General features: G+C 67.3%; 18 protein-coding genes. 14 read left to right on the forward strand and 4 right to left on the reverse strand.

Annotated elements, in window-relative coordinates:
* Positions 1-419 precede the first annotated feature (419 nt).
* Entirely contained in the window at positions 420-1,442 is a 1,023-nt protein-coding gene (locus CNE_RS28955) for an AraC family transcriptional regulator (protein ID WP_228772408.1), read from the forward strand.
* Between the two features lie 11 nt (positions 1,443-1,453).
* Here CNE_RS28955 and CNE_RS40805 read toward each other — a convergent pair whose 3' ends face one another.
* Positions 1,454-1,618 (reverse strand): AraC family transcriptional regulator, encoded by a 165-nt coding sequence (locus tag CNE_RS40805; RefSeq protein WP_013953852.1) that lies wholly within the window; start codon positions 1,616-1,618, stop codon positions 1,454-1,456.
* Between the two features lie 21 nt (positions 1,619-1,639).
* Complete coding sequence (locus CNE_RS28960) at positions 1,640-2,866, reverse strand: NnrS family protein (protein ID WP_013953853.1); 1,227 nt, start codon at positions 2,864-2,866, stop codon at positions 1,640-1,642.
* Between the two features lie 259 nt (positions 2,867-3,125).
* Here CNE_RS28960 and CNE_RS28965 point away from each other — a divergent pair, with 259 nt between their 5' ends.
* From CNE_RS28965 to mobB, 9 genes are all read left to right on the forward strand, one after another.
* A complete protein-coding gene (locus CNE_RS28965) occupies positions 3,126-4,406 on the forward strand; it encodes an MFS transporter (protein ID WP_013953854.1) in 1,281 nt (426 codons plus the stop codon).
* Positions 4,407-4,442: 36 nt separating this feature from the next.
* Complete coding sequence (locus tag CNE_RS28970) at positions 4,443-5,828, forward strand: NarK family nitrate/nitrite MFS transporter (protein WP_013953855.1); 1,386 nt, start codon at positions 4,443-4,445, stop codon at positions 5,826-5,828.
* Positions 5,829-6,016: 188 nt separating this feature from the next.
* Positions 6,017-9,754: a nitrate reductase subunit alpha gene (locus CNE_RS28975; protein WP_013953856.1), complete on the forward strand. Its 3,738-nt coding sequence runs from the start codon at positions 6,017-6,019 to the stop codon at positions 9,752-9,754.
* Positions 9,751-11,301 (forward strand): nitrate reductase subunit beta, encoded by a 1,551-nt coding sequence (narH, locus tag CNE_RS28980; RefSeq protein ID WP_013953857.1) that lies wholly within the window; start codon positions 9,751-9,753, stop codon positions 11,299-11,301. The genes CNE_RS28975 and narH overlap by 4 nt, the downstream gene beginning before the upstream one ends.
* Before the next feature lie 29 nt (positions 11,302-11,330).
* Positions 11,331-12,005, forward strand: a complete 675-nt coding sequence (gene narJ / locus CNE_RS28985; protein ID WP_013953858.1) for a nitrate reductase molybdenum cofactor assembly chaperone — start codon at positions 11,331-11,333, stop codon at positions 12,003-12,005.
* 48 nt (positions 12,006-12,053) lie between these two features.
* A complete protein-coding gene (gene narI / locus CNE_RS28990; RefSeq protein WP_013953859.1) occupies positions 12,054-12,737 on the forward strand; it encodes a respiratory nitrate reductase subunit gamma in 684 nt (227 codons plus the stop codon).
* A gap of 27 nt (positions 12,738-12,764) precedes the next feature.
* Positions 12,765-13,517, forward strand: a complete 753-nt coding sequence (locus CNE_RS28995; RefSeq protein WP_013953860.1) for a peptidylprolyl isomerase — start codon at positions 12,765-12,767, stop codon at positions 13,515-13,517.
* A 15-nt stretch (positions 13,518-13,532) separates the two neighbouring features.
* Positions 13,533-14,240, forward strand: coding sequence for a carbonic anhydrase (locus tag CNE_RS29000; protein WP_013953861.1), 708 nt, complete (start codon positions 13,533-13,535; stop codon positions 14,238-14,240).
* Between the two features lie 4 nt (positions 14,241-14,244).
* Positions 14,245-14,802 (forward strand): molybdopterin-guanine dinucleotide biosynthesis protein B, encoded by a 558-nt coding sequence (gene mobB / locus CNE_RS29005; protein ID WP_013953862.1) that lies wholly within the window; start codon positions 14,245-14,247, stop codon positions 14,800-14,802.
* On the opposite strand, the gene CNE_RS29010 is transcribed toward mobB, so the two are convergent.
* Both CNE_RS29010 and CNE_RS29015 read right to left on the reverse strand, forming a co-directional pair.
* Positions 14,768-15,340 carry a DUF2889 domain-containing protein gene (locus CNE_RS29010; RefSeq protein WP_041228722.1) on the reverse strand — a complete coding sequence of 191 codons (573 nt, stop codon included), beginning with the start codon at positions 15,338-15,340 and terminating at the stop codon, positions 14,768-14,770. The two genes, mobB and CNE_RS29010, sit on opposite strands and share 35 nt — an antisense overlap.
* A 117-nt stretch (positions 15,341-15,457) precedes the next feature.
* Positions 15,458-16,384 carry a LysR family transcriptional regulator gene (locus CNE_RS29015; protein ID WP_013953864.1) on the reverse strand — a complete coding sequence of 309 codons (927 nt, stop codon included), beginning with the start codon at positions 16,382-16,384 and terminating at the stop codon, positions 15,458-15,460.
* Between the two features lie 102 nt (positions 16,385-16,486).
* Between CNE_RS29015 and CNE_RS29020 the strand changes: the two genes are divergently transcribed.
* The 4 genes from CNE_RS29020 to CNE_RS29035 all read left to right on the forward strand — a co-directional run bounded on the left by CNE_RS29020 (position 16,487) and on the right by CNE_RS29035 (position 21,410).
* The gene (locus CNE_RS29020; protein ID WP_013953865.1) at positions 16,487-17,449 is read left to right on the forward strand and encodes a tripartite tricarboxylate transporter substrate binding protein; all 963 of its coding nucleotides are present in this window, start codon (positions 16,487-16,489) and stop codon (positions 17,447-17,449) included.
* Between the two features lie 20 nt (positions 17,450-17,469).
* On the forward strand, positions 17,470-18,888 hold the full coding sequence (gene leuC / locus CNE_RS29025) for a 3-isopropylmalate dehydratase large subunit (RefSeq protein WP_013953866.1): 1,419 nt from the start codon (positions 17,470-17,472) through the stop codon (positions 18,886-18,888).
* Positions 18,881-19,525 (forward strand): 3-isopropylmalate dehydratase small subunit, encoded by a 645-nt coding sequence (gene leuD, locus CNE_RS29030; RefSeq protein WP_013953867.1) that lies wholly within the window; start codon positions 18,881-18,883, stop codon positions 19,523-19,525. The genes leuC and leuD overlap by 8 nt, the downstream gene beginning before the upstream one ends.
* A 220-nt stretch (positions 19,526-19,745) precedes the next feature.
* A complete protein-coding gene (locus CNE_RS29035) occupies positions 19,746-21,410 on the forward strand; it encodes a nitrite reductase (protein ID WP_013953868.1) in 1,665 nt (554 codons plus the stop codon).

Below are 21,410 nucleotides of genomic sequence, written 5' to 3' on the forward strand. Positions count from 1 at the left end.
GCAAATCTTGTAGGGATGCCACACGATGACAGCGCGGGCAGGCCCGGCCGCGCAGATGCCGCGCGCTCAAACTACCCAGCATACCCCGTATCCGATGCCTTGCGGCAGCCGCACAAACCCATGTTGAAAACCTCCATGTGATATCCACAGAATCTGTGGATATCCTCCCCCTACCCTCCCCGAAAGCCCCGGTCTGTGCGGGAACCCACCGGAGCGCCCAAATTTTAGGCAACGGGTTGCAGGCGCCCCGGAACCCGGCAACGGTACGGCACCGCCCGCCGCCACCACGCCGTTGCGCTGCCCAGGCCACACTTCGTCCCCCCGCATGCCCTTGAAGGGGTCACCGGCACCGCGTAATCTCGTTGTTACCGGGGGCTGCTCTGGCGCACTTGCGCCAACTTGCCAGCCAGATAATGACAATGACACAACAAGAGCCTATCCAGGCCGGGCCGTTGCCTCGTGACCTGCTGCACGCACTGCGTGATGGCGGCTACGACGTATCGGGACTCGCGCCTGCCCCGGAATCCGACTCCGACTCCGACCCCAGCGACCTCACGCCTGCCGTGCCGGCGCCAGGCCCGCAACAGGCCTGCCACGTGCTCTGCGCGGTCTACCGCGCCACCGGCGATCCAACCATCGGCCTATGGCTGGGCAGCCGGATGCAGACCGACCTGCTCGGGCTGGCGGGCCTGCCGGCCATGGCCGGGCCGTCGCTGGGCACCGCGCTGCGGCGCATCGCGCGCTACCAGAAGCTGCTCGCCGGCGACCGCATCGAACTGCGCCGCCAGGGCGACGAAGCCTGGGTCTGCATCCGCCCGAGCGACCCCGAGGCGCCCGACACCCGCCCGCGCATCGACATGGAGCTGTGCTCGCTGCTGGCCTTCGGGCGCCAGTTCACGCGCAAGCCGCTGCATCCGCTGCGGGTGTCGCTGCGCATCGGCCAGCCGGACTGGCACCTGCGCTATACCGAGGCATTCGACTGCCCGGTGCGCTTTGGCGAGCCGGAAGACGCCATCGTGTTCGGCCGCCGCGACCTGGCCTTGCGCCTGGCTGCCCGCGTGCGCAGCGGACCGGCCGGCCCGGGCCACGCCATGCGCGAAGCGCGGCCGGCGTCCGCTTCGCTGGACGATGTGCGCGCGGCCCTGCAGGCGCTGGCCGGCGAGCGCGCCCTCAGCCTGGCCGCGGTGGCACGCCACCTGGACATCAGCGAGCGCACGCTGCAGCGCCGGCTGATGGCAGCGGGCACGAGTTTTCGCACGCTGTGCGAGGAGGCGCGCCGCGACCTGGCTGGCGGCTACCTGGCCGGGGGCACGATGTCGCTGGGAGAAATCGCGTTCCGGCTCGGCTTTGACGATGCCAACTCGTTCTTCCGCGCCTTCCGCCGCTGGACCGGCATGACGCCGGGCGACTACCGACGCGCGGCGGTGCATCCGCCCGCCTAGCGCAGGCCGACTCACCCGCCGTCGGGTTGCTCCCACGGCGGGTTGTCGCCGAAGCGCCCGGCCAGGAAATCCACAAAGGCGCGCAGGTCGGCGCTGACATGCCAGGTGGAATGCAGGGCGATGCCAAAGCCCGCCAGCGCCGCATCGGACAACAGTTCGCCGTGTCCGTGGCGCAAGCCTGCCCCTGATCCCGCGCTTCAGCCCGGCTTGCCGTCCACCCGCGGGCGCGCAAGCCGCGATGCATAGGTCAGCGCGTAGAGAGCAAACCCCGCTACCCAGCACGCGCCCGCCCCCCAGATCCAATGCAAATACCCGGCCGGCCATAGCATTGGCCCGAACACGCGCAACACCGCTGCCGCAGCCACCAGCCAGTACGCCGCGGTTTCCGCGCGGCCGGCCACCAGCATGCGGCCGGTGTGGCCCAGTGCGGTACGCGTGATCATGGCGATGATCGCCACGCCGAGCACGCCCACCGTGAACGCATGCGTCGCCAGCCCCGCCATCACCAGCCCCAGCGCACCCAGCGCCTGCAGCAGCAGCGCCACCGGCAGCCACGCGTAGGCCAGGTGCAGCACCCACAGGATCGGCCGGTTGCCCACCGCATGGCTGCGCCAGCCAGCCACGCGCACGGCCAGCACCGCCGCGGCCAGCAATGACAGTGCCGCCGCCAGCCAGCACGGCAAGGGCAGCAGCCCTGCGGCCAGTCCCAGCACCGCGGCCGGCACCACCATGCGGTCCACCTGCCGGTATTGGCGCAGGCGGAACCCCGGGATCGCGTTGGTCGTGAACATCGGGATGACGCGCTCGCCGATCACCACCACGAACAGCGTGACCAGCGCTACGCCGGCGCGGCAGGCCAGCATCGCACCGGCGTCATGGCCGCGCGCCTGCAGCCACAGGCTGGCGATATCGGCCGTGGCCAGCAGCCACAGCGCCAGGGCCAGCGGATAGTTGCGGCGGTTGCCGGCGCGGGCCAGCGTGCGCGTGAAGGCCAGCGCCGCCAGCGGCAGGAACGCGCCCTCGATCACGAAGGCCGCCGTGCCCGGCGCCACCCACATGCCCACGCGCCCGGCCAGCCACAGCAGGAAGAGCGCGGCCAGCGCGGCGCCGGTGGGCGTCGGCTGACCGGTCCAGGCACGCCCCGCGGTGAACAGGAAGCCCACCACGATGGCCGCGGCAAAGCCGAACACCATCTCGTGCGCATGCCAGAACATCGCCGGCATCACCGGCGCCGGGCCGGCTGCGGCGACGCCCGCCAGCATCGCCGACCACGCCGCGATGGCCAGCGCGGCGAACACCGCCCCGCCCAGGTAGAACGGCCGGAAACCCAGCGCAAACAAGGCAAAGCCGCGCGGCGGCGGCCCGGCGGGTGCCTTGCCGGGGGGCGGCGAGCGTCGCGCGGGGAGGATAGGGATGGTGTCCATGGCTGGCTACGGGAATCAGGTGATGCGGCGCGCGCCGGCTTCTTGATCCGGCGCACGGCTTGCCGCAGGTGCGCAAACGGATGCCATTCACGCTGACTGCACGATAGCACCGCCGCCGCGCCGAAGACCTCCGCCGGTAGAACTACCTCCAAAGGCAGGCTGCGCACCCGTGTGCGCTGTGCTGCCGGCGAATAGGCAGCACCAGTGGCCGCCCCTACTCTGGCATCACCCCCGCCAAAGTTGACACAGGAGCATGGCCATGGCCACCCAACCACGCGCGCCCGAGCCCGTACCGCCCGGTGCCGCAATCACGCTGGCGTCGAGCACTTTCGCCTTCACCATCTGCTTTGCCGTCTGGATGCTGTTCGCCGTCCTCGGCATTCCGCTCAAGCAGGAACTCGGCCTCAACGACACCGAATTCGGGCTGCTGGCGGCAACCCCCGTGCTGAGCGGCTCGCTGATCCGCGTGCCGCTGGGCATCTGGACCGACCGCTACGGCGGCCGTATCGTCTTCTTCGTGCTGATGCTGGCCACGGTGATCCCGATCTGGCTGATCTCGTATGCGCACACGCTGTGGCAGCTGCTGGTGCTGGGCCTGTTCGTCGGCCTGGCGGGCGGCTCGTTCTCGGTCGGCACGCCGTATGTGGCGCGCTGGTTTCCGCGCTCGCGCCAGGGGCTGGCGATGGGTATCTTCGGCGCCGGCAACTCGGGCGCGGCGCTGACCAAGTTCGTCGCGCCGGCGATGATCCTGGCCGCCGGCACCTGGACCGTGGTGCCGCGCGTGTATTCGGTGGCGATGCTGGTCACCGCGCTGCTGTTCTGGGTGTGCTCGCGCAGCAACCCGGCGCACCTGGTCAAGTCCAGCGTCGGCTGGCGCGAGCAGCTCGCCGTGATGCGCGACCCGCGCGTGTGGCGCTACTCGCAGTACTACTCGGTGGTGTTCGGCGGCTATGTCGGCCTGTCGCTGTGGATGACCAAGTACTACATCGGCGAATACGGCTTCGACATCAAGACCGCGGCCATCCTCGCTGCCTGCTTCTCGCTGCCCGGCGGCGTGCTGCGCGCCATCGGCGGCTGGATCTCCGACCGCTACGGCGCGCACCGCACCACCTGGTGGGTAATGTGGGTGAGCTGGGTCGGCTTCTTCCTGCTGAGCTATCCGCAGACGGATTTCATCATCCAGACCATCAGTGGCCCGCAGGCCTTCCGCATCGCGCTGACGCCCACCGTCTTCACCTTCCTGCTGTTCGTGGTCGGCATCGCCTTTGCCATCGGCAAGGCCTCGGTCTTCAAGTTCATCTCCAACGACTTCACGCACAACATCGGCGCGGTCTCGGGCGTGGTGGGCCTGGCCGGCGGGCTGGGCGGCTTCGTGCTGCCGATCCTGTTCGGCATGCTGGCCGACCTGACCGGCGTGCGCAGCAGCTGCTTCATGCTGATGTACGGCACCGTGTGCGTGAGCCTGGTGTGGATGCACTACAGCCAGCGCGGCGAGCGCCGGCACAAAGAACAGGCCGTCGGCCTCACCCAGGCCGCCTGACGGCCCCCGTCACGCAAACAACCAAGGCACACTGTCATGTCATCTTCCGTACTCACCCGCTGGGAGCCCGAGAACAAGGCCTTCTGGCAAACCCAGGGCGAACGCATCGCCTACCGCAACCTGTGGATCTCAATCCCGGCGCTGATGCTGGCCTTCGTGGTCTGGATGCTGTGGAGCGTGGTCGCGGTCAACCTCGACCGCGCCGGCTTCCAGTTCACCAAGAACCAGCTGTTCTGGCTGACCGCGCTGCCGGCGCTGTCCGGCGCCACGCTGCGCATCTTCTACTCGTTCCTGGTGCCGGTGTTCGGCGGGCGCCGCTTCACCGCGATCTCCACCGCGCTGCTGCTGATCCCGGCGCTGGGCATGGGCTTCGCGCTGCGCGACCCGTCCACCGGCTACCCGACGCTGCTGGTGCTGGCGCTGCTGTGCGGGCTGGGCGGGGCCAACTTCAGCTCGTCGATGGCCAATATCAGCTTCTTCTTCCCCAAGGCGAAGAAGGGGCTTGCCACCGGGCTGAATGCGGGTATCGGCAACCTGGGGGTGTCGGTGGTGCAGTTCGTCACGCCGCTGGTGGTGTCGGTGGCCATCTTCGGCGCGCTTGGCGGCGAGCCGCAGCAGTACCAGGCCAATGGCGTCACGCGCGACCTGTGGCTGCAGAACGCCGGCTTCATCTGGGTGCCGTTCATCATCGTCTCGGCGCTGGCGGCGTGGTTCGGCATGCATGACATCGCGGACGCCAAGGCCTCGTTTGCCGAGCAGGCCGTGATCTTCAAGCGCAAGCACAACTGGCTGATGTGCTGGCTGTACGTGGGCACCTTCGGCTCGTTCATCGGCTTCTCGGCGGGGCTGGCGCTGCTGACCAAGTCGCAGTTCCCCGGAGTGAACCCGACCGCCTATGCCTTCCTGGGGCCACTGGTGGGCGCGCTGACGCGGCCGGTGGGCGGCTGGATCTCCGACAAGCTCGGCGGTGCGCGCGTCACGCTGTGGACCTTCGTCGGCATGATCGCGGCAGTATTCGCGGTACTGGCGACGCTGCCGCATGACGGCGCCGGCGGCAACTTCACCTTCTTCCTGGCCGCCTTCATCGCGTTGTTCGCGCTAACCGGCATCGGCAATGGCTCGACCTTCCGCATGATCCCCGTGATCTTCCTGACGGAGCGCCAGCGCGCTGCCGCAGGCAAGGGCGATGCCGCGCAGCGGCAAGCGCTGCAGGAGGCCGGCAAGGAATCCGCGGCGGTACTGGGCTTCTCAGGCGCGATCGGCGCGTACGGCGGCTTCTTTATCCCCAAGAGCTTCGGCACCTCGCTGGAGCTAACCGGCGCACCGGATGCCGCGCTGTACTGCTTTATCGCCTTCTACGTCAGCTGCGTGCTGGTGACGTGGTGGCACTACGCGCGCCGCAACGCCCCCATGCCCTGCTGACCGTCTCGCCGGCCGGACTAGTTCTGTCGAACTAGTCCCGCGCGCGGCACCTAGCCCGATCGCCATGCGGCGGCTGTTCCACCAGCGAATTGGCTGCCGCCCGCCTCCCCCATAAGCTGAGGGTGTCCCTGCAAAGCGCCTGAAACCACCGGAGCGCCCGCAGCAAAGCACTCGCGGAGAACAAAGCAATGAGTCATTTCCTGGATCGACTGAAGTTCATGTCGCGCGTCAAGTCCACCTATGCGGACGGCCACGGCGCGGTGGTGAACGAGGACCGCAAGTGGGAAGACGGCTACCGCAGCCGCTGGCAGCACGACAAGATCGTGCGCTCGACCCACGGCGTGAACTGCACCGGCTCCTGCTCGTGGAAGGTCTACGTGAAGAACGGCCTGATCACGTGGGAGACCCAGCAGACCGACTATCCGCGCACGCGCCCGGACCTGCCCAACCATGAGCCGCGCGGCTGCCCGCGCGGCGCCTCGTACAGCTGGTACGTCTACTCCGCGCAGCGCGTCAAGTACCCGATGATCCGCGGCCGCCTGATGGAGATGTGGCGCGAGGCCCGCAAGACCATGGACCCCGTCGCCGCGTGGGAATCGATCAGCCAGGACCCGGTCAAGGCCGCCCGCTACAAAAGCGTGCGCGGACTGGGCGGCTTCGTGCGTGCGGACTGGAACACGGCGACCGAGATGATCGCGGCGGCCAATGCCTTCACCGTGAAGAAGTTCGGCCCGGACCGCGTGATCGGCTTCTCGCCGATTCCCGCCATGTCGATGGTGTCCTATGCCGCCGGCGCACGCTATCTGAGCCTGCTGGGCGGCGCCTGCCTGTCCTTCTATGACTGGTACTGCGACCTGCCGCCGGCCAGCCCCCAGGTCTGGGGCGAACAGACCGACGTGCCGGAATCGGCCGACTGGTACAACTCCACCTACCTGATGGTGTGGGGCTCCAACGTGCCGCAGACGCGCACCCCGGACGCACACTTCTACACCGAAGTCCGCTACAAGGGCACCAAGACCGTGGCGGTCTCTTCCGACTTCGGCGAGATGGTCAAGTTCGGCGACATCTGGCTCGCGCCGAAGCAAGGCACCGACGCCGCGCTGGCGATGGCCATGGGCCACGTGGTGCTGAAGGAATTCCACGCCAGCGGCAAGTCCGCGTACTTCCGCGATTACGTGAAGCAGTACACCGACATGCCGATGCTGGTGCTGCTGCGTGAGAACCAGGGCACGCTGGTGCCGGATCACTTCCTGCGCGCCTCGCACCTGGCCAATAACCTCGGCGAAGCCAACCATCCCGAGTGGAAGACCCTGCAGATTGACGACGCCACCGGCGAGATCGTCGCGCCCAACGGCTCGATCGGCTTCCGCTGGGGTGAAGCCGCGCACAACGGCGGTGAGAAGGTGGGCCGCTGGAACCTGGAGATGAAGGATGGCGGCAGCGGCCGCACGATCGATCCGCGCCTGTCGCTGGTCAGCCAGCAGGATGAAGTGGTCGAAGTCGGCTTCCCCTACTTCGGCGGCGAACACGACGAGCTGCTGCGCCGCCGCGTGCCGGCCCGCCGGCTGACGCTGGCTGACGGCAGTACCGCGCTGGTGGCCACCGTATACGACCTGCAGATGGCCAACTACGGCGTGGATCAGGGACTCGGCGGCCCGAACGTTGCCGCTTCCTATGACGATGACGTGCCCTACACCCCTGCCTGGCAGGAAAAGCACACCACCGTCCCGGCCCGCCTGGTAACGCAGGTAGCGCGCGAGTTCGCCGACAACGCCGACCGCACGCAAGGCAAGAGCATGGTGATCGTCGGTGCCGCGCTCAACCACTGGTACCACAACGACATGATCTACCGCGGCATCATCAACCTGCTGATGATGTGCGGCTGCATCGGCAAGAGCGGCGGCGGCTGGGCCCACTACGTCGGGCAGGAAAAGCTGCGCCCGCAGTTTGGCTGGGCCCCGCTGGCCTTCGGCCTCGACTGGTCGCGCCCGCCGCGCCAGATGAACGGCACTTCGTTCTTCTACAACCACACCAGCCAGTGGCGCCACGAGAAGCTGGGCGTCGACGAGATCCTGTCGCCGACCGCCGACCGCAAGCGCTACGACGGCCTCTCGCTGCTGGACCTGAACGCCCGCTCCGAACGCATGGGCTGGCTGCCGTCGGCACCGCAGCTCGGCAGCAATCCGCTCGACGTGGTCGATGCGGCGGAGCGCGCCGGCCAGGACCCGGTGGCCTACACCGTCGAACAGCTCAAGTCCGGCCAGCTGCAGTTCGCCTGCGACGACCCCGACAACCCGGCCAACTTCCCGCGCAATATGTTCGTGTGGCGCTCGAACATCCTGGGCAGCTCGGGCAAGGGCCATGAGTACTTCCTGAAGTATCTGCTCGGCACGCAGAACGCCGTATTCGGCGACGAGAACGATGCGATCACGCCGAGCGAGGTCAACGTACGCCCGGCCGCCGAAGGCAAGCTGGACCTGCTGACTGTGCTGGACTTCCGCATGAGCACCACCTGCCTGTATGGCGACATCGTGCTGCCGACGGCGACCTGGTACGAGAAGGACGACCTCAACACGTCCGACATGCACCCGTTCATCCACCCGCTGTCCGAAGCCGTGCAGCCGCTTTGGGAAAGCAAGACCGACTGGGAGATCTACAAGGCCATCGCGAAGAAGTTCAGCGAGATCGCCGGGCCCTACCTCGGCACGCGCAAGGACCTGGTGTGCACGCCGCTGCTGCACGACACCCCGGGCGAACTGGGCCAGCCGTTCGAGCCCAAGGACTGGAAGGCCGGCGAATGCGACCTGATCCCCGGCAAGACCGCGCCGTCGATGACCGTGGTGGAACGCAACTATGCGGACATCTACAAGAAGTTCACCTCGATCGGGCCGCTGCTGGACAAGCTCGGCAATGGCGGCAAGGGCATCAACTGGAACACCCAGCATGAAGTGAAGGAGATCGGCCAGCTCAGCCACACCGTGAAGGAACCAGGCGTCAGCCAGGGCCGCCCGCGGCTGGAAAGCGCGATCGACGCCGCCGAGATGATCCTGACCTTCGCGCCCGAGACCAACGGCCATGTCGCCGTCAAGGCGTGGGAAGCGCTGTCGAAGATCACCGGACGCGACCACACCCACCTGGCCGAAGGCCGCGAGCACGACAAAATCCGCTTCCGCGACGTGCAGGCGCAGCCGCGCAAGATCATCTCCGCGCCGACCTGGTCGGGCCTGGAATCGGAAGAGGTCAGCTACAACGCCGGCTACACCAACGTGCATGAGCTGATCCCCTGGCGCACGCTGACCGGCCGCCAGCAGTTCTGGCAGGACCACCGCTGGATGCTGGACTTCGGCGAAGGCGCGTGCGTGTACAAGCCGGCCATCGACACCAAGACCGTGGCGCCGATGCTGGGCAAGAAGCCCAACGGCAATCCGGAGCTGGTGCTGAACTGGATCACGCCGCACCAGAAGTGGGGCATCCACTCCACCTACTCGGACAACCTGCGCATGCTGACGCTGTCGCGCGGCGGCCCGCACGTGTGGATCTCGGAGACGGAGGCCAAGGCCAACGGCATCCGCGACAACGACTGGGTCGAAGTGTTCAACGTCAACGGCACGCTGACCGCCCGCGTGGTGGTGTCGCAGCGCGTGCCCAAGGGCATGTGCCTGATGTACCACGCCCAGGAAAAGATCGTGAACGTGCCCGGCGCCGAAACCAGTGGCATGCGCGGCGGCATCCATAACTCGGTCACGCGCGCCGTGACCAAGCCCACCCACATGATCGGCGGCTACGCGCAGCTGGCCTACGGCTTCAACTACTACGGCACCGTGGGCAGCAACCGCGACGAGTTCGTGATCCTGCGCAAGATGAAGAAGGTCGACTGGCTGGAAGGGCCGCTCGTGGAAAAGACTAAGGAAGGAGCCTCGCAATGAAGATCCGTGCCCAGGTGGCCATGGTGCTGAACCTCGACAAGTGCATCGGCTGCCATACCTGCTCCGTGACCTGCAAGAACGTCTGGACCAGTCGCGACGGCGTCGAGTACGCCTGGTTCAACAACGTCGAGACCAAGCCCGGTATTGGCTACCCCAAGGAATGGGAGAACCAGGACAAGTGGCAGGGCGGCTGGAAGCGCAACGCCGACGGCACGCTGGAGCCGCGCCAGGGCGGCAAGCTGAAGATCCTGGCGAACCTGTTCGCCAACCCCAACCTGCCGCAGATCGACGAGTACTACGAGCCCTTCACCTACGACTACGAGCACCTGCAGAAGGCGCCGCTGGTGCAGACCCCGCCCACCGCTCGCCCGGTGTCGGTGCTGACCGGCCGCAAGATGGAAAAGATCGAGTGGGGCCCGAACTGGGAAGACGACCTCGGCGGCGAATTCAGCTCGCGCGGGCGCGACAAGCTCTTCGACGACGTGCAGAAGGAGATGTACTCGACCTTCGAGAACACCTTCATGATGTACCTGCCGCGCCTGTGCGAGCACTGCCTGAACCCGGCCTGCGTGGCCTCGTGCCCCTCGGGCTCGATCTACAAGCGCGAGGACGACGGCATCGTGCTGGTCGACCAGGACAAGTGCCGCGGCTGGCGCATGTGCATCTCGGGCTGCCCGTACAAGAAGATCTACTTCAACTGGCAGAGCGGCAAGGCCGAGAAATGCCTGTTCTGCTATCCGCGCATCGAGGCCGGCCAGCCCACGGTCTGCTCCGAGACCTGCGTCGGCCGCATCCGCTACCTCGGCGTGATGCTGTACGACGCCGACCGCATCGAGCAGGCGGCATCGGTGGCCGATGAGCGCGACCTGTACCAGTCGCAGCTCGACGTTTTCCTCGATCCGCACGACCCGGCGGTGCAGGCCGAGGCGCTGCGCCAGGGCATTCCGCAAAGCTGGCTGGATGCCGCGCGCAAGTCTCCGGTCTACAAGATGGCGTGCGAGTGGAAGGTTGCCTTTCCGCTGCACCCGGAGTACCGCACCCTGCCGATGGTCTGGTACATCCCGCCGCTGTCGCCGATCCAGTCGGCGGCCGAGGCCGGCCACATGGGCCTGAACGGCGTGATCCCGGACGTAAAGAGCCTGCGCATCCCGGTCAAGTACCTGGCCAACCTGCTGACCGCGGGTGATGTGATGCCGGTGCTGTCCGCGCTGGACCGCATGCTGGCGATGCGCGCCTACAAGCGCTCGCAGGTGGTGGACGGTGTGCAGGACCTGGGTGTGCTGGAGCAGGTGGGCCTGACGCCCGCCCAAGTCGAGGACATGTACCAGACCATGGCCATCGCCAACTACGAGGACCGCTTCGTGATTCCGTCCTCGCACAAGGAGATGGTCGAGGACAGCTTCAATGACAAGGCCAGCTGCGGCTTCACCTTTGGCAACGGCTGCTCGGGCGGTACTTCGGACGGCTCGCTGTTCGGCAAGAAGCCGCAGGGCAGCGTCCACTTTGTCGACATGCCCAAGTCGCGCAAGAACGCCGTGATGAGCTGATGCGTCCCACGAACCGCACGGAGAACAACATGCCCCTCTATCCCATCCTCAGCGCACTGCTCGGCTATCCCGAGCAGGATCTGCTGGACGCCCTGCCCGAGATCGATGCCGCGCTGGCCGAATGGCCGCAGGCGCGCGAGCTGCTGGCCCCCGTGACCGGCCTGCTGCGCAGCGAGTCGCTGATCGCGCTGCAGGAGAACTACGTCGCCACCTTCGACCGCAACCCGGCGCACTCGCTGCACCTGTTCGAGCACGTGCACGGCGAGAGCCGCGACCGCGGCCAGGCCATGGTCGACCTGATCGACGAGTACCGGCGCGACGGCTTTGAACCCGCGGCGTCCGAGCTGCCCGACTACGTGCCGCTGTTCCTGGAGTTCCTCGGCGCACTGGTGGCCGACGGCAAGGAAGCACGCGCCGAGCAGTTGCTGGGCGAGGCCATCCACGTGCTGGCCGCGATCGGCGAGCGCCTGACGCGCAACCAGAGCCCTTGCGCCAGCGTGTTCGCGGTGCTGCGCACGCTGACCGACGTGCAGCCGCAACCGCAGCAGGAACCGCCGGTGCGCGACATGGACGAGGCGCTGGAGACCTTCGGGCCGGGGGCCGACGGCGTGGAACCGTTGCTGGCGCCGCAGACGGGTCCGCAAGCGGTGAAATTCTATCCGCGCGATCCGCGTGTCAGGGCGCCAGTGCCGGCTGCCTGCTGACCGGGCATGGCAATGCAAACTGAACACCAGACAATGGGTTAACACACCATGGCAACGATCCACCAATTCCTCTTCGGCATCTACCCGTATATCGCTGCCGCCATCTTCCTGTTCGGCAGCCTGGCGCGCTTCGAGCGCGAGCAGTACACCTGGAAGACCGACAGCTCGCAGGTGCTGTACCGCGGCAACCTGCGCACCGGCAACATCCTGTTCCATGTCGGCATCCTGGGCCTGTTCTTCGGGCACCTGGTTGGCCTGCTGACGCCGGTGGCGGTGTGGGATGCGCTGGGTGTCTCGCACGGCTTCAAGCAGGCCGTGGCGATGGCCGCCGGCGGCGTGATGGGCACCATGTGCCTGGCCGGGCTGCTGATCCTGCTGCACCGCCGCCTGACCAACGCCCGCGTGTCGGCGGTCACCCGCACCGGCGACAAGGTGCTGCTGCTGTGGCTGCTGGTGACGCTGCTGCTGGGCCTGTCCACCATCTTCGAATCCGCCAGCCACATGGACGGCCAGATGATGGTGCAGCTGATGACCTGGGCGCAGCACATCGTCACGCTGCGCGGCGACGCCGCCGGCTATGTCGCGGATGCGCCGCTGCTGTTCAAGGCGCACCTGTTCATGGGCATCACGCTGTTCGCGATCTTCCCGTTCACGCGGCTGGTGCATGTGTGGAGCGGCTTTGCCTCGGTCGGCTATCTCGGCCGCGCCTGGCAATTGGTGCGTAGCCGCTGAGCGCCGCAACCCGACAAGGAGAACAGCATGCCTGTCACCGTCAATGGCGTGGAACTGCGCGACGCCGATATCGAACGCGAACTGGACCACCATCACGATGCGGCCAACCCGGCGCGGCTGGCCACCATTTCGGCCATCCTGCGCCAGCTGGTACGTGCCGAAGCCGACCGCATCGGCCTCGCCGCCGAAGGGCTGGACGACGACGCCCTGGCGCTGGCGCTGCTGGAACGCGAGGCCGGCATCCCCGAGCCCGACGAAGCCAGCTGCCGCCGCCACTACGACAGCCGCCCGGAGCGCTTTCGCGACGGCGAATGGGTCGAGGCCGACCATATCCTGTTCCAGGTCACGCCGCGCGTGCCGCTGGACGCGCTGCGCGAGATCGCCGCGCAGACGCTGGCACTGGTGCGGGGCGATCCTTCCACCTTCCCCGAGCACGCCCGCGCGCTGTCCAATTGCCCGAGCGGCGCCAACGGCGGCCGGCTTGGCCGCGTGTTCCGCGGCGAGACCGCTCCGGAATTCGAGCGCGCGCTGTTCGCCGCGCAGCAGGACGGCGTGCTGCCGCAGTTGGTGGAAACCCGCTTCGGCCTGCATATCGTGCGCGTCCTGGAACGCTGCCCCGGCACGCGCCTGCCCTTTGATGCGGTACGCGGCGACATTGCCCGCGCCCTGGCCAGCGCCGCGCGCGATCGTGCCTGGAAGCAATACGCCAGCCTGCTGATCGGGCGCGCGCGCATCGAAGGCATCGAGCTGGAAGGCGCCGACAGCCCGCTGGTGCAGTAGTGCCTGGACGCCGCCATGCATCACATCGAACAACTGCTCAAAGGTTTCGAACGCTTCCAGCAACGCTATTTCGACGACGAGCCCGGGCTGTTCGACACGCTGCGCACCGGCCAGCGCCCGCCCACGCTGCTGATCGGCTGCAGCGATTCACGCGTCGATCCTGGCCTGCTGCTGGGCTGCGATCCGGGCGAGCTCTTTACCGTGCGCAATATCGGCAACCTGGTGCCGCCCTGCACCGGCCGCCATGAAGGCAGCCTGCACGGCGTATCCGCAGCGATCCAGTTTGCCGTGCAGCAGCTGCGCGTGGCCCGCATCATCGTGATGGGCCACGGCGGCTGCGGCGGCATCCGCGCCTTGCTGGCGCAGCCGGCCGACGCCGGCGACCATCCGCCCGATGAAGGCGAAGACCCCGACTACATCGGCGCCTGGGTGCGCATCGCCGCACCGGCGCGCAGGCGGGTAGAGGAAACCCTGGCCACGGCCAGCGCCGCCGAGCGCCAGCGCGGCTGCGAGCAGGCGGCGATCCTGGTGTCGCTGCGCAACCTGCAGACTTTCCCGTTCGTGCGGCGTGCGCTGGAGGCCGGCAGGCTGACGCTGCACGGCTGGTATTTCGACCTGCAGGCCGGCGCACTGCTGGCCTATTCGCAGCGTGCCGACAGCTTCCTGCCGCTGGTGTGCCCGCTGCCCGCCCAAACTGAACTCCGCGAATCCTGCGAACCCTGACACCATGCATCCCTTCATCCTAGGCATCACCGGCACCTCCGGCAGCGGCAAGACCACGCTGATCACGGCGCTGCTGCCGTGGTTCCGCGCACAGGGCCTGACCGTCAACGTGATCAAGCACAGCCATCATCCGCTGGAACTGGAACCGCCGGGCAAGGACAGCGCGCGCTTTCGCGCCGCCGGCGCGGCCGAGGTGATGGTGGCATCGCCCTATCGCTTTGCCATCGTGCGCGAACTGGCCGACGAGGCCGAGCCGACGCTGGCCGAGCAGGTGGCGCGCCTGCGGCCGGCCAATATCACGCTGGTGGAAGGCTTCCGGCGCGAGGCGATTCCGCGCATCGAGGTCTACCGGCCGGCGCACGGGCGCGCGCCTTACTATCCGGGCGATCCTTCGATCATCGCGCTGGCCACCGATGCGCGCATGGACACGGTGCTGCCCTGCATGGCTCTTGATGACATTGCACAGGTGGGGGGCTTCATCCTCGCCATGAAGGACGAGGCGGGGGCGGCGACCGCGGCTGCCGCGTTCAGTCGCTCGCGCGACGGTGCAACGGCCATATGACGTTCACGGCCTCGCCGTCGTTGCGGTAGGCGTGGCAGGTGTCCAGTATCCAGGGCCGGGGTACGGGCTCGTCTCCTGCCAGCTTGGCATCCCACGGCGTCTGTTCGCGCTGGACCGACATCATGGTCTGCATCGCGGTGGTGGCCAGGGGCCCCAGCAGTTCCGTCAGGTGGGTACAACCCTTGGCGCCCCCCAGGCGCGCCCTGGCCTGCTGCCGGAAGCCACCACCGATGCGCAGACCCTCCAGCTGCCGATAGGCGGCGTTGATCTCCGCGCAGTACGGCGTCGGGCCGGTCTCGGTGCGGGCCTCGAAGCGCCGGATCACCAGGTCCGCGTCGATGGTCATGCACAGGCGCATCTGGTGAATGAGGCCACCTTCGGGCACGCTGACAAAGGGCAATTCGGTGGCGTCGGCGGAAATATCATGCATATCGGCCTCGATGTCATAGAGGCCATCGTCGCGCAGATAACCGCGGCATTCGATCTGGCGGGTGTGACGCAGCGTGCGTCCGGGTTGGGGCGTGGGGGCTGTTTCCATGCGCGTTTCCATCAGGCTTCTGGTATTGCCAGTCATGATGGACGCTAGTGGCGCTGGAATCGCCCCCCAGTATCGGGTGGCGCGGCCCCGATACCGCGCATGATCGCCGCCGGATGGCTACCAGCAGTTGTCCGCGCTGCCCGCGCCGGACGCACGGTGGCTGGCAAAGTGGTCCAGCAGGAAGTCCACCAGCGCCCGCACCTTGTCCGGACGATGGTTGCGCGCCGGGAACACGAGATGGATATCCGCGGGCGCGAACTGCCATTGCGGCAGCACCCGGCGCAGGGCGCCGCTGCGCAGGTGCTCCGCAACATCCCACTCGGAGCGAACGATCAGGCCCTGGCCATCCAGCGCCCAGGCCAGCGCCGATTCCCCGTCATTGGTACTCATGGTGCCGCGGACCTTGACGGTCTCCTGCTGTGCGCCATGGCGCAGGTGCCAGGTGCCGAAGGTCTCGTCGGCTTCGCGGATGAAGATGCAGTTGTGCCGCGCCAGCTCGCGCGGGCTCGACGGCTCGCCCCGCGCTTCCAGGTAGGACGGCGCGGCACAGAGCAGGCGGCGGTTGCTGGCCAGCAGGCGCGCCGTCAGCCGCACGTCCGGCATCTCTCCAAAGTGGATCATGGCGTCCAGGCCCTGCTCGACCAGGTTCAGGGGCCGGTCGCTCAGGTAGAGCTGGACCTCGATATTCGGAAAGCGGCGCGAGAACCCCGACAGTGCCGGCGCGATATGCCGCCGTCCGAAGCCGAGCGTTGCGCCGATCTTCAGCAAGCCGTGCGGGGTGCTGCCGGTGCCCGCGATCGATCGCTCCAGCGCCTCCATCTCCGCAAGGATCCGCGCCCCTTCCACCAGATAGCTTTCCCCTTCCGGCGTCAGGCTGATGCGGCGCGTGGTCCGGTGCAGCAACCGGACGCGCAGCCGTGCCTCCAGCCCCGCCAGCCGCTTGCTGACCGCGGGCGGCGTCACGCCAAGCTCCTGCGCTGCGCCGGCCAGGCTGCCGTGCTTGTTGATGCACGCGAAGAACGCGACGTCCGAGAGGTTATCCATTAGTGAATACCAGGAAACAAAGAAGTAACTGAGTTTGAATTATGTGCTTCTGAGTGAATGATACGATGGTTTCCATAACGATTCCTAAACCAGGAGACACTCATGAAAGTTGCCCACCTCACGGCCTTGCTGCTGTGTGCCGCGTCGATCGGCACGGCCGCGGCGCAGTCCTATCCCCAGCGCCCGGTACGCCTGATCGTGCCGTACGCCCCGGGCGGCAGCGCCGACATCGCCGCGCGCCTGGTCTCGGATGCCTGGTCGAAGAGCCTGGGCGGCACCATCGTGGTCGAGAACCGTGCCGGCGCCGGCGGCAATATCGGCGTCGATGCCGTGGCCAAGGCCGCCGCCGATGGCTACACCATCGGCCTGCAGACCGTGTCCCTGGCGATCAACCCGGGCCTGTTCCCGCGCATGCCCTACGACACGCTGAAAGACCTGGCCCCCATCGGCATGGTCGCCAGCTCGCAGCATGTGCTGGTGGTCAACAACAACGTGCCCGCCAAGAACCTGCAGGAACTGATCGCGGCGGCCAAGGCTACGCCGGGCAAGCTGACCTACGGGTCCGCGGGCAACGGCAGCACCTTCCATATGTCGGCCGAGCTGTTCAAGTCGGTGGCCAACGTCTCCATCGTCCACGTGCCGTACCGCGGCGGCGGCCCGGCCCTGGTCGACACCATTGCGGGCCAGGTGGACATGAGCTTCCCGGTGGTCTCGGCCGCGCAGCAGCATGTGCAGGGCGGCAAGCTCAAGGCGCTCGCCGTCACCGGCACCAGGCGCTCGCCGCAGTTGCCCAATGTGCCGACCGCGGCCGAGGCGGGCCTGCCCGGCTATGCCTTCGAGACCTGGTTCATGGTGTTTGCCCCGGCCGGCACGCCCAAGCCCGTGATCGACAAGCTGAACGCGGCACTGAACACCGCGCTGGCCGCGCAGGCAACCCGTGACCGCATGCTCAAGGAAGGCTTCGAGCCCACCCCGACCACGCCCGAGGCGGCACGCCAGCGCCTGGAAAAGGAGATGCCTGTGTGGGCCAACCTGATCAGGCTGCGCGGCATCACCGCGGAATAACGACAGACAAGGCAGTTGCCATGACCCCCAAGACGCTATACCAGAAGCTGGTCGACTCCCATACCGTGGCCAGGATCGACGACGACAATGTGCTGTTGTACTGCGACCTGCACCTGATGAACGAGTACACCAGCCCGCAGGCCTTCGCCGGGTTGCATGAACAGGGCCGCGGCGTGCTGGTGCCGGGACAGAACGTCTCGGTGGTCAGCCATATCATCCCGACGCACCCCACAGCGATCCGCGTGATCGCGGACCCGGCCTCGGCGCTGCAGGCCACCAACCTGCGTGCCAACTGCGAGCGGCACGCGATCCCGCTGTTCGACACCAACGACACGCTGCAGGGCATCGAGCACGTGATCGCGCCCGAGCACGGCATGATCCGGCCGGGCATGGTGGTGATCTGCGGCGACAGCCATACCACCACCTACGGCGCGCTCGGCGCGCTGGGCTTCGGCATCGGCACGTCTGAGGTCGAGCATGTGCTGGCCACCCAGACGCTGGTCTACCGGATGGCCAGGACCATGCGCATCCGCGTGGACGGCAAGCTGCCCGCCGGCACCACCGCCAAGGACCTGATCCTCAGGATCATCGGCGCGATCGGCGCGCAAGGTGCGCGCGGCTACGTGGTGGAGTACTGCGGATCGGCGATCCGCGACCTGAGCGTCGAGGCCCGCTTCACGCTGTGCAACATGACCGTGGAAGCCGCGGCGCGCGGCGCGCTGATCGCGCCGGACGCGGTCGCCACCGACTATGTGCTGCGCCGCGCCGTGGATATCGAAGGCCCGCAGCGCGACGCCGCGCTCAGCTACTGGGCCACGCTGCAGAGCGATCCGGACGCCGTGTTCGACATGGACTTCGTGTTCGACGCGAGCGAGATCGAGCCCTACGTCACCTGGGGCACCAGCCCGGACCAGGTGCTGCCGGTTTCCGGGCAGATCCCGTTCCCGGAAGACCAGATCGACGAGGCCGAGCAGCGCTCGGTCGAGCGCGCGCTGGCGTACACGCACCTGCAACCGGGCGCCGCGCTGGCAGGCACGCCGATCCAGCACGTCTTCATCGGCTCCTGCACCAACGGCCGCATCGAGGACCTGCGCGCGGTGGCCAGCGTAGTGCGCGGCCGCAAGGTCGCTGCAGGGGTCCGGGCCATGGTGGTGCCTGGGTCGGGCGCGGTCAAGGCCCAGGCCGAGCGCGAGGGCCTGGCCGGGATCCTCACCGCCGCCGGCTTTGAATGGCGGCAACCGGGCTGCTCGATGTGCCTGGCCATGAACGACGACGTGCTCGCCGACGGCGTGCGCTGCGCTTCCACCACCAACCGCAATTTCGAGGGCCGGCAGGGACGCGGTGCCATCACCCACCTGATGAGCCCGGCCATGGCCGCCGCGGCAGCGGTCACCGGCGTCATCACCGACGTCCGCAAGCTGGAGATCACCCATGCCTGAACACACCTGCATCGCCGGCAAAGGCGCCGCCATCCGCTTCGAGAACCTCGATACCGACCAGATCATCCCCAAGCAGTTTCTGCGCGGGATCGACAAGGCCGGGCTGGCCGAGGGCATCCTCTACGACCACCGCTTCGATGCCAGCGGCGCGCCGCACCCTGGCTTCGTGCTGAACCGGCCCGAGTACGCCGGCACCAGTATCCTGGTGAGCGGCGCCAACTTCGGCTGCGGCTCCAGCCGTGAGCACGCCGTCTGGGGCCTGCAGCAATTTGGCATCCGCGCCGTGATTGCGCCGAGCTTCGGCGAGATCTTCTATTCGAACGCGATGAACAACCGGCTGCTGCTGGTGATGCTGCCGCGTGAGGTGATCGAGCCGTTGATGAACGACGTGGATGCGGACGCGGGCAACACCATCAGCATCGATGTCGAGGCGATGCGGGTGCGCACTCCGTCTGGCGACTACGCCTTCGACCTGTCGGCACGGCACCGCCGCATGTTTATCGAAGGGCTGGACATGATCGGCCTGTCGCTGCGGCAGCGCGGCGAGATCGAGCAGTTCATCCAGCAGTACCGGGGCGCGTTCCCGTGGACAACGAACGTGGCCAGGCGCACGCGCGACCGCTTGGGCCCGACCTGAACCCTGCCTTGCAAGCGCATCGCCTCCACGGTGCGCTTGCACCATCGCAAACGACAAACATCAACCACCCACACTTCGTTCCCACACCACCGCCGCCGTTTGATGCCAGTCAATTCCATGTCGTCAGTGTGTCCGCATGCTTCCCACATGACGACAGGTGCCCGCCACCCAGGCATGGACACCGCGAAACCGCTTTCCTCACCGCTGATCCACGGCACCCATGAAAGCAAAAAACTGGCTGTACCCGGCAATCGCGGCATTGCCGCTCTCACTCTGGCTCGGGCTGCCACATGCAGCCACCAAGGCAGAACCGAAGGCGGAACAGAAGGCCGCCATCCCCACCCTCACTGCCGCTGAGTTCGACCACGCCCGGCAGATCTACTTCGAGCGCTGCGCCGGCTGCCACGGCGTGCTGCGCAAGGGCGCGACCGGCAAGGCGCTGACGCCGGACATCACCCGCGCGCGCGGCACCGAGTACCTGAAGACCTTCATCAAGTACGGCAGCCCCGCCGGCATGCCGAACTGGGGCACCTCGGGCGATCTCTCCGACCCGGAAGTCGACCTGATGGCGCGCTATATCCAGCTCGACCCGCCGACCCCGCCCGAGTACTCACTGGCCGATATCGAGAAAAGCCGCAAGGACATCCTGCCGGTGGCCCAGCGCCCGACCAGGAAGATGAACCAGTACAACCTTGACAACCTCTTCTCGGTCACGCTGCGCGATGCCGGCGAGGTGGCGCTGATCGACGGCGACAGCAAGCAGCTCATCAATATCGTCAAGACCGGCTACGCGGTGCATATCTCGCGCATGTCGGCGTCCGGGCGCTACCTGTATGTGATCGGCCGCGATGCGCGGCTGGACCTGATCGACCTGTGGCTGCCCAAGCCCGATATCGTCGCGGAAGTGAAGGTCGGCATGGAGGCGCGCTCGGTCGAGACCTCCAAGTACAAGGGCTATGAGGACAAGTACGCCGTGGCCGGGTCCTACTGGCCGCCGCAGTACGTGATCATGGAAGGCGACACGCTCAAGCCGCTCAAGGTGGTCTCCACGCGCGGCATGACCGTGGACAACGAATACCACCCCGAGCCGCGCGTGGCGGCCATCGTCGCCAGCCATTTCCATCCGGAGTTCGTGATCAACGCCAAGGAGACCGGCAAGATCCTGATGGTCAACTACTCGGACCTGTCCAACCTGAAGACCACCACGATTGATTCAGCCAAGTTCCTGCATGACGGCGGCTTCGACGCCACCGGCCGCTACTTCCTGGTGGCCGCCAATGCGTCCGACAAGATCGCCGTGGTCGACACCAAGGAGAACAAGCTGGCCGCACTGATCAACGTGGGCAAGACCCCGCATCCGGGACGCGGCGCCAACTTCACGCATCCGAAGTTCGGCCCGGTCTGGACCACCAGCCACCTTGGCGACGAGACGATCAGCCTGATCGGCACCGATCCGGTCGGACACCCGGCGCAGGCGTGGAAGGTGGTGCAGACCATCAAGGGCCAGGGCGGCGGCTCGCTCTTCATCAAGACCCACCCGAAGTCGTCCAACCTGTGGGTCGACACGCCGCTGAACCCTGACGCCAAGCTCAACCAGTCGGTGGCGGTATTCGACACGCGCAACCTGGAAGCCGGCTACAAGGTGCTGCCGATCGCTGAATGGGCCGAGCTGAAGGGCGCGGGCGCCAGGCGCGTGGTGCAGGCCGAATACAACAAGGCCGGCGACGAGGTCTGGTTCTCGGTCTGGGGCACCAAGGACGGCGAGTCCGCGCTGGTGGTGGTCGATGACAAGACCCGCACGCTCAAGACCGTGATCAAGGACAAGCGCCTGGTCACCCCGACCGGCAAGTTCAACGCCTACAACACGCAGCACGACGTGTACTGA

Origin of the sequence: Cupriavidus necator N-1, assembly GCF_000219215.1 — a bacterium.
GTDB lineage: Bacteria > Pseudomonadota > Gammaproteobacteria > Burkholderiales > Burkholderiaceae > Cupriavidus > Cupriavidus necator.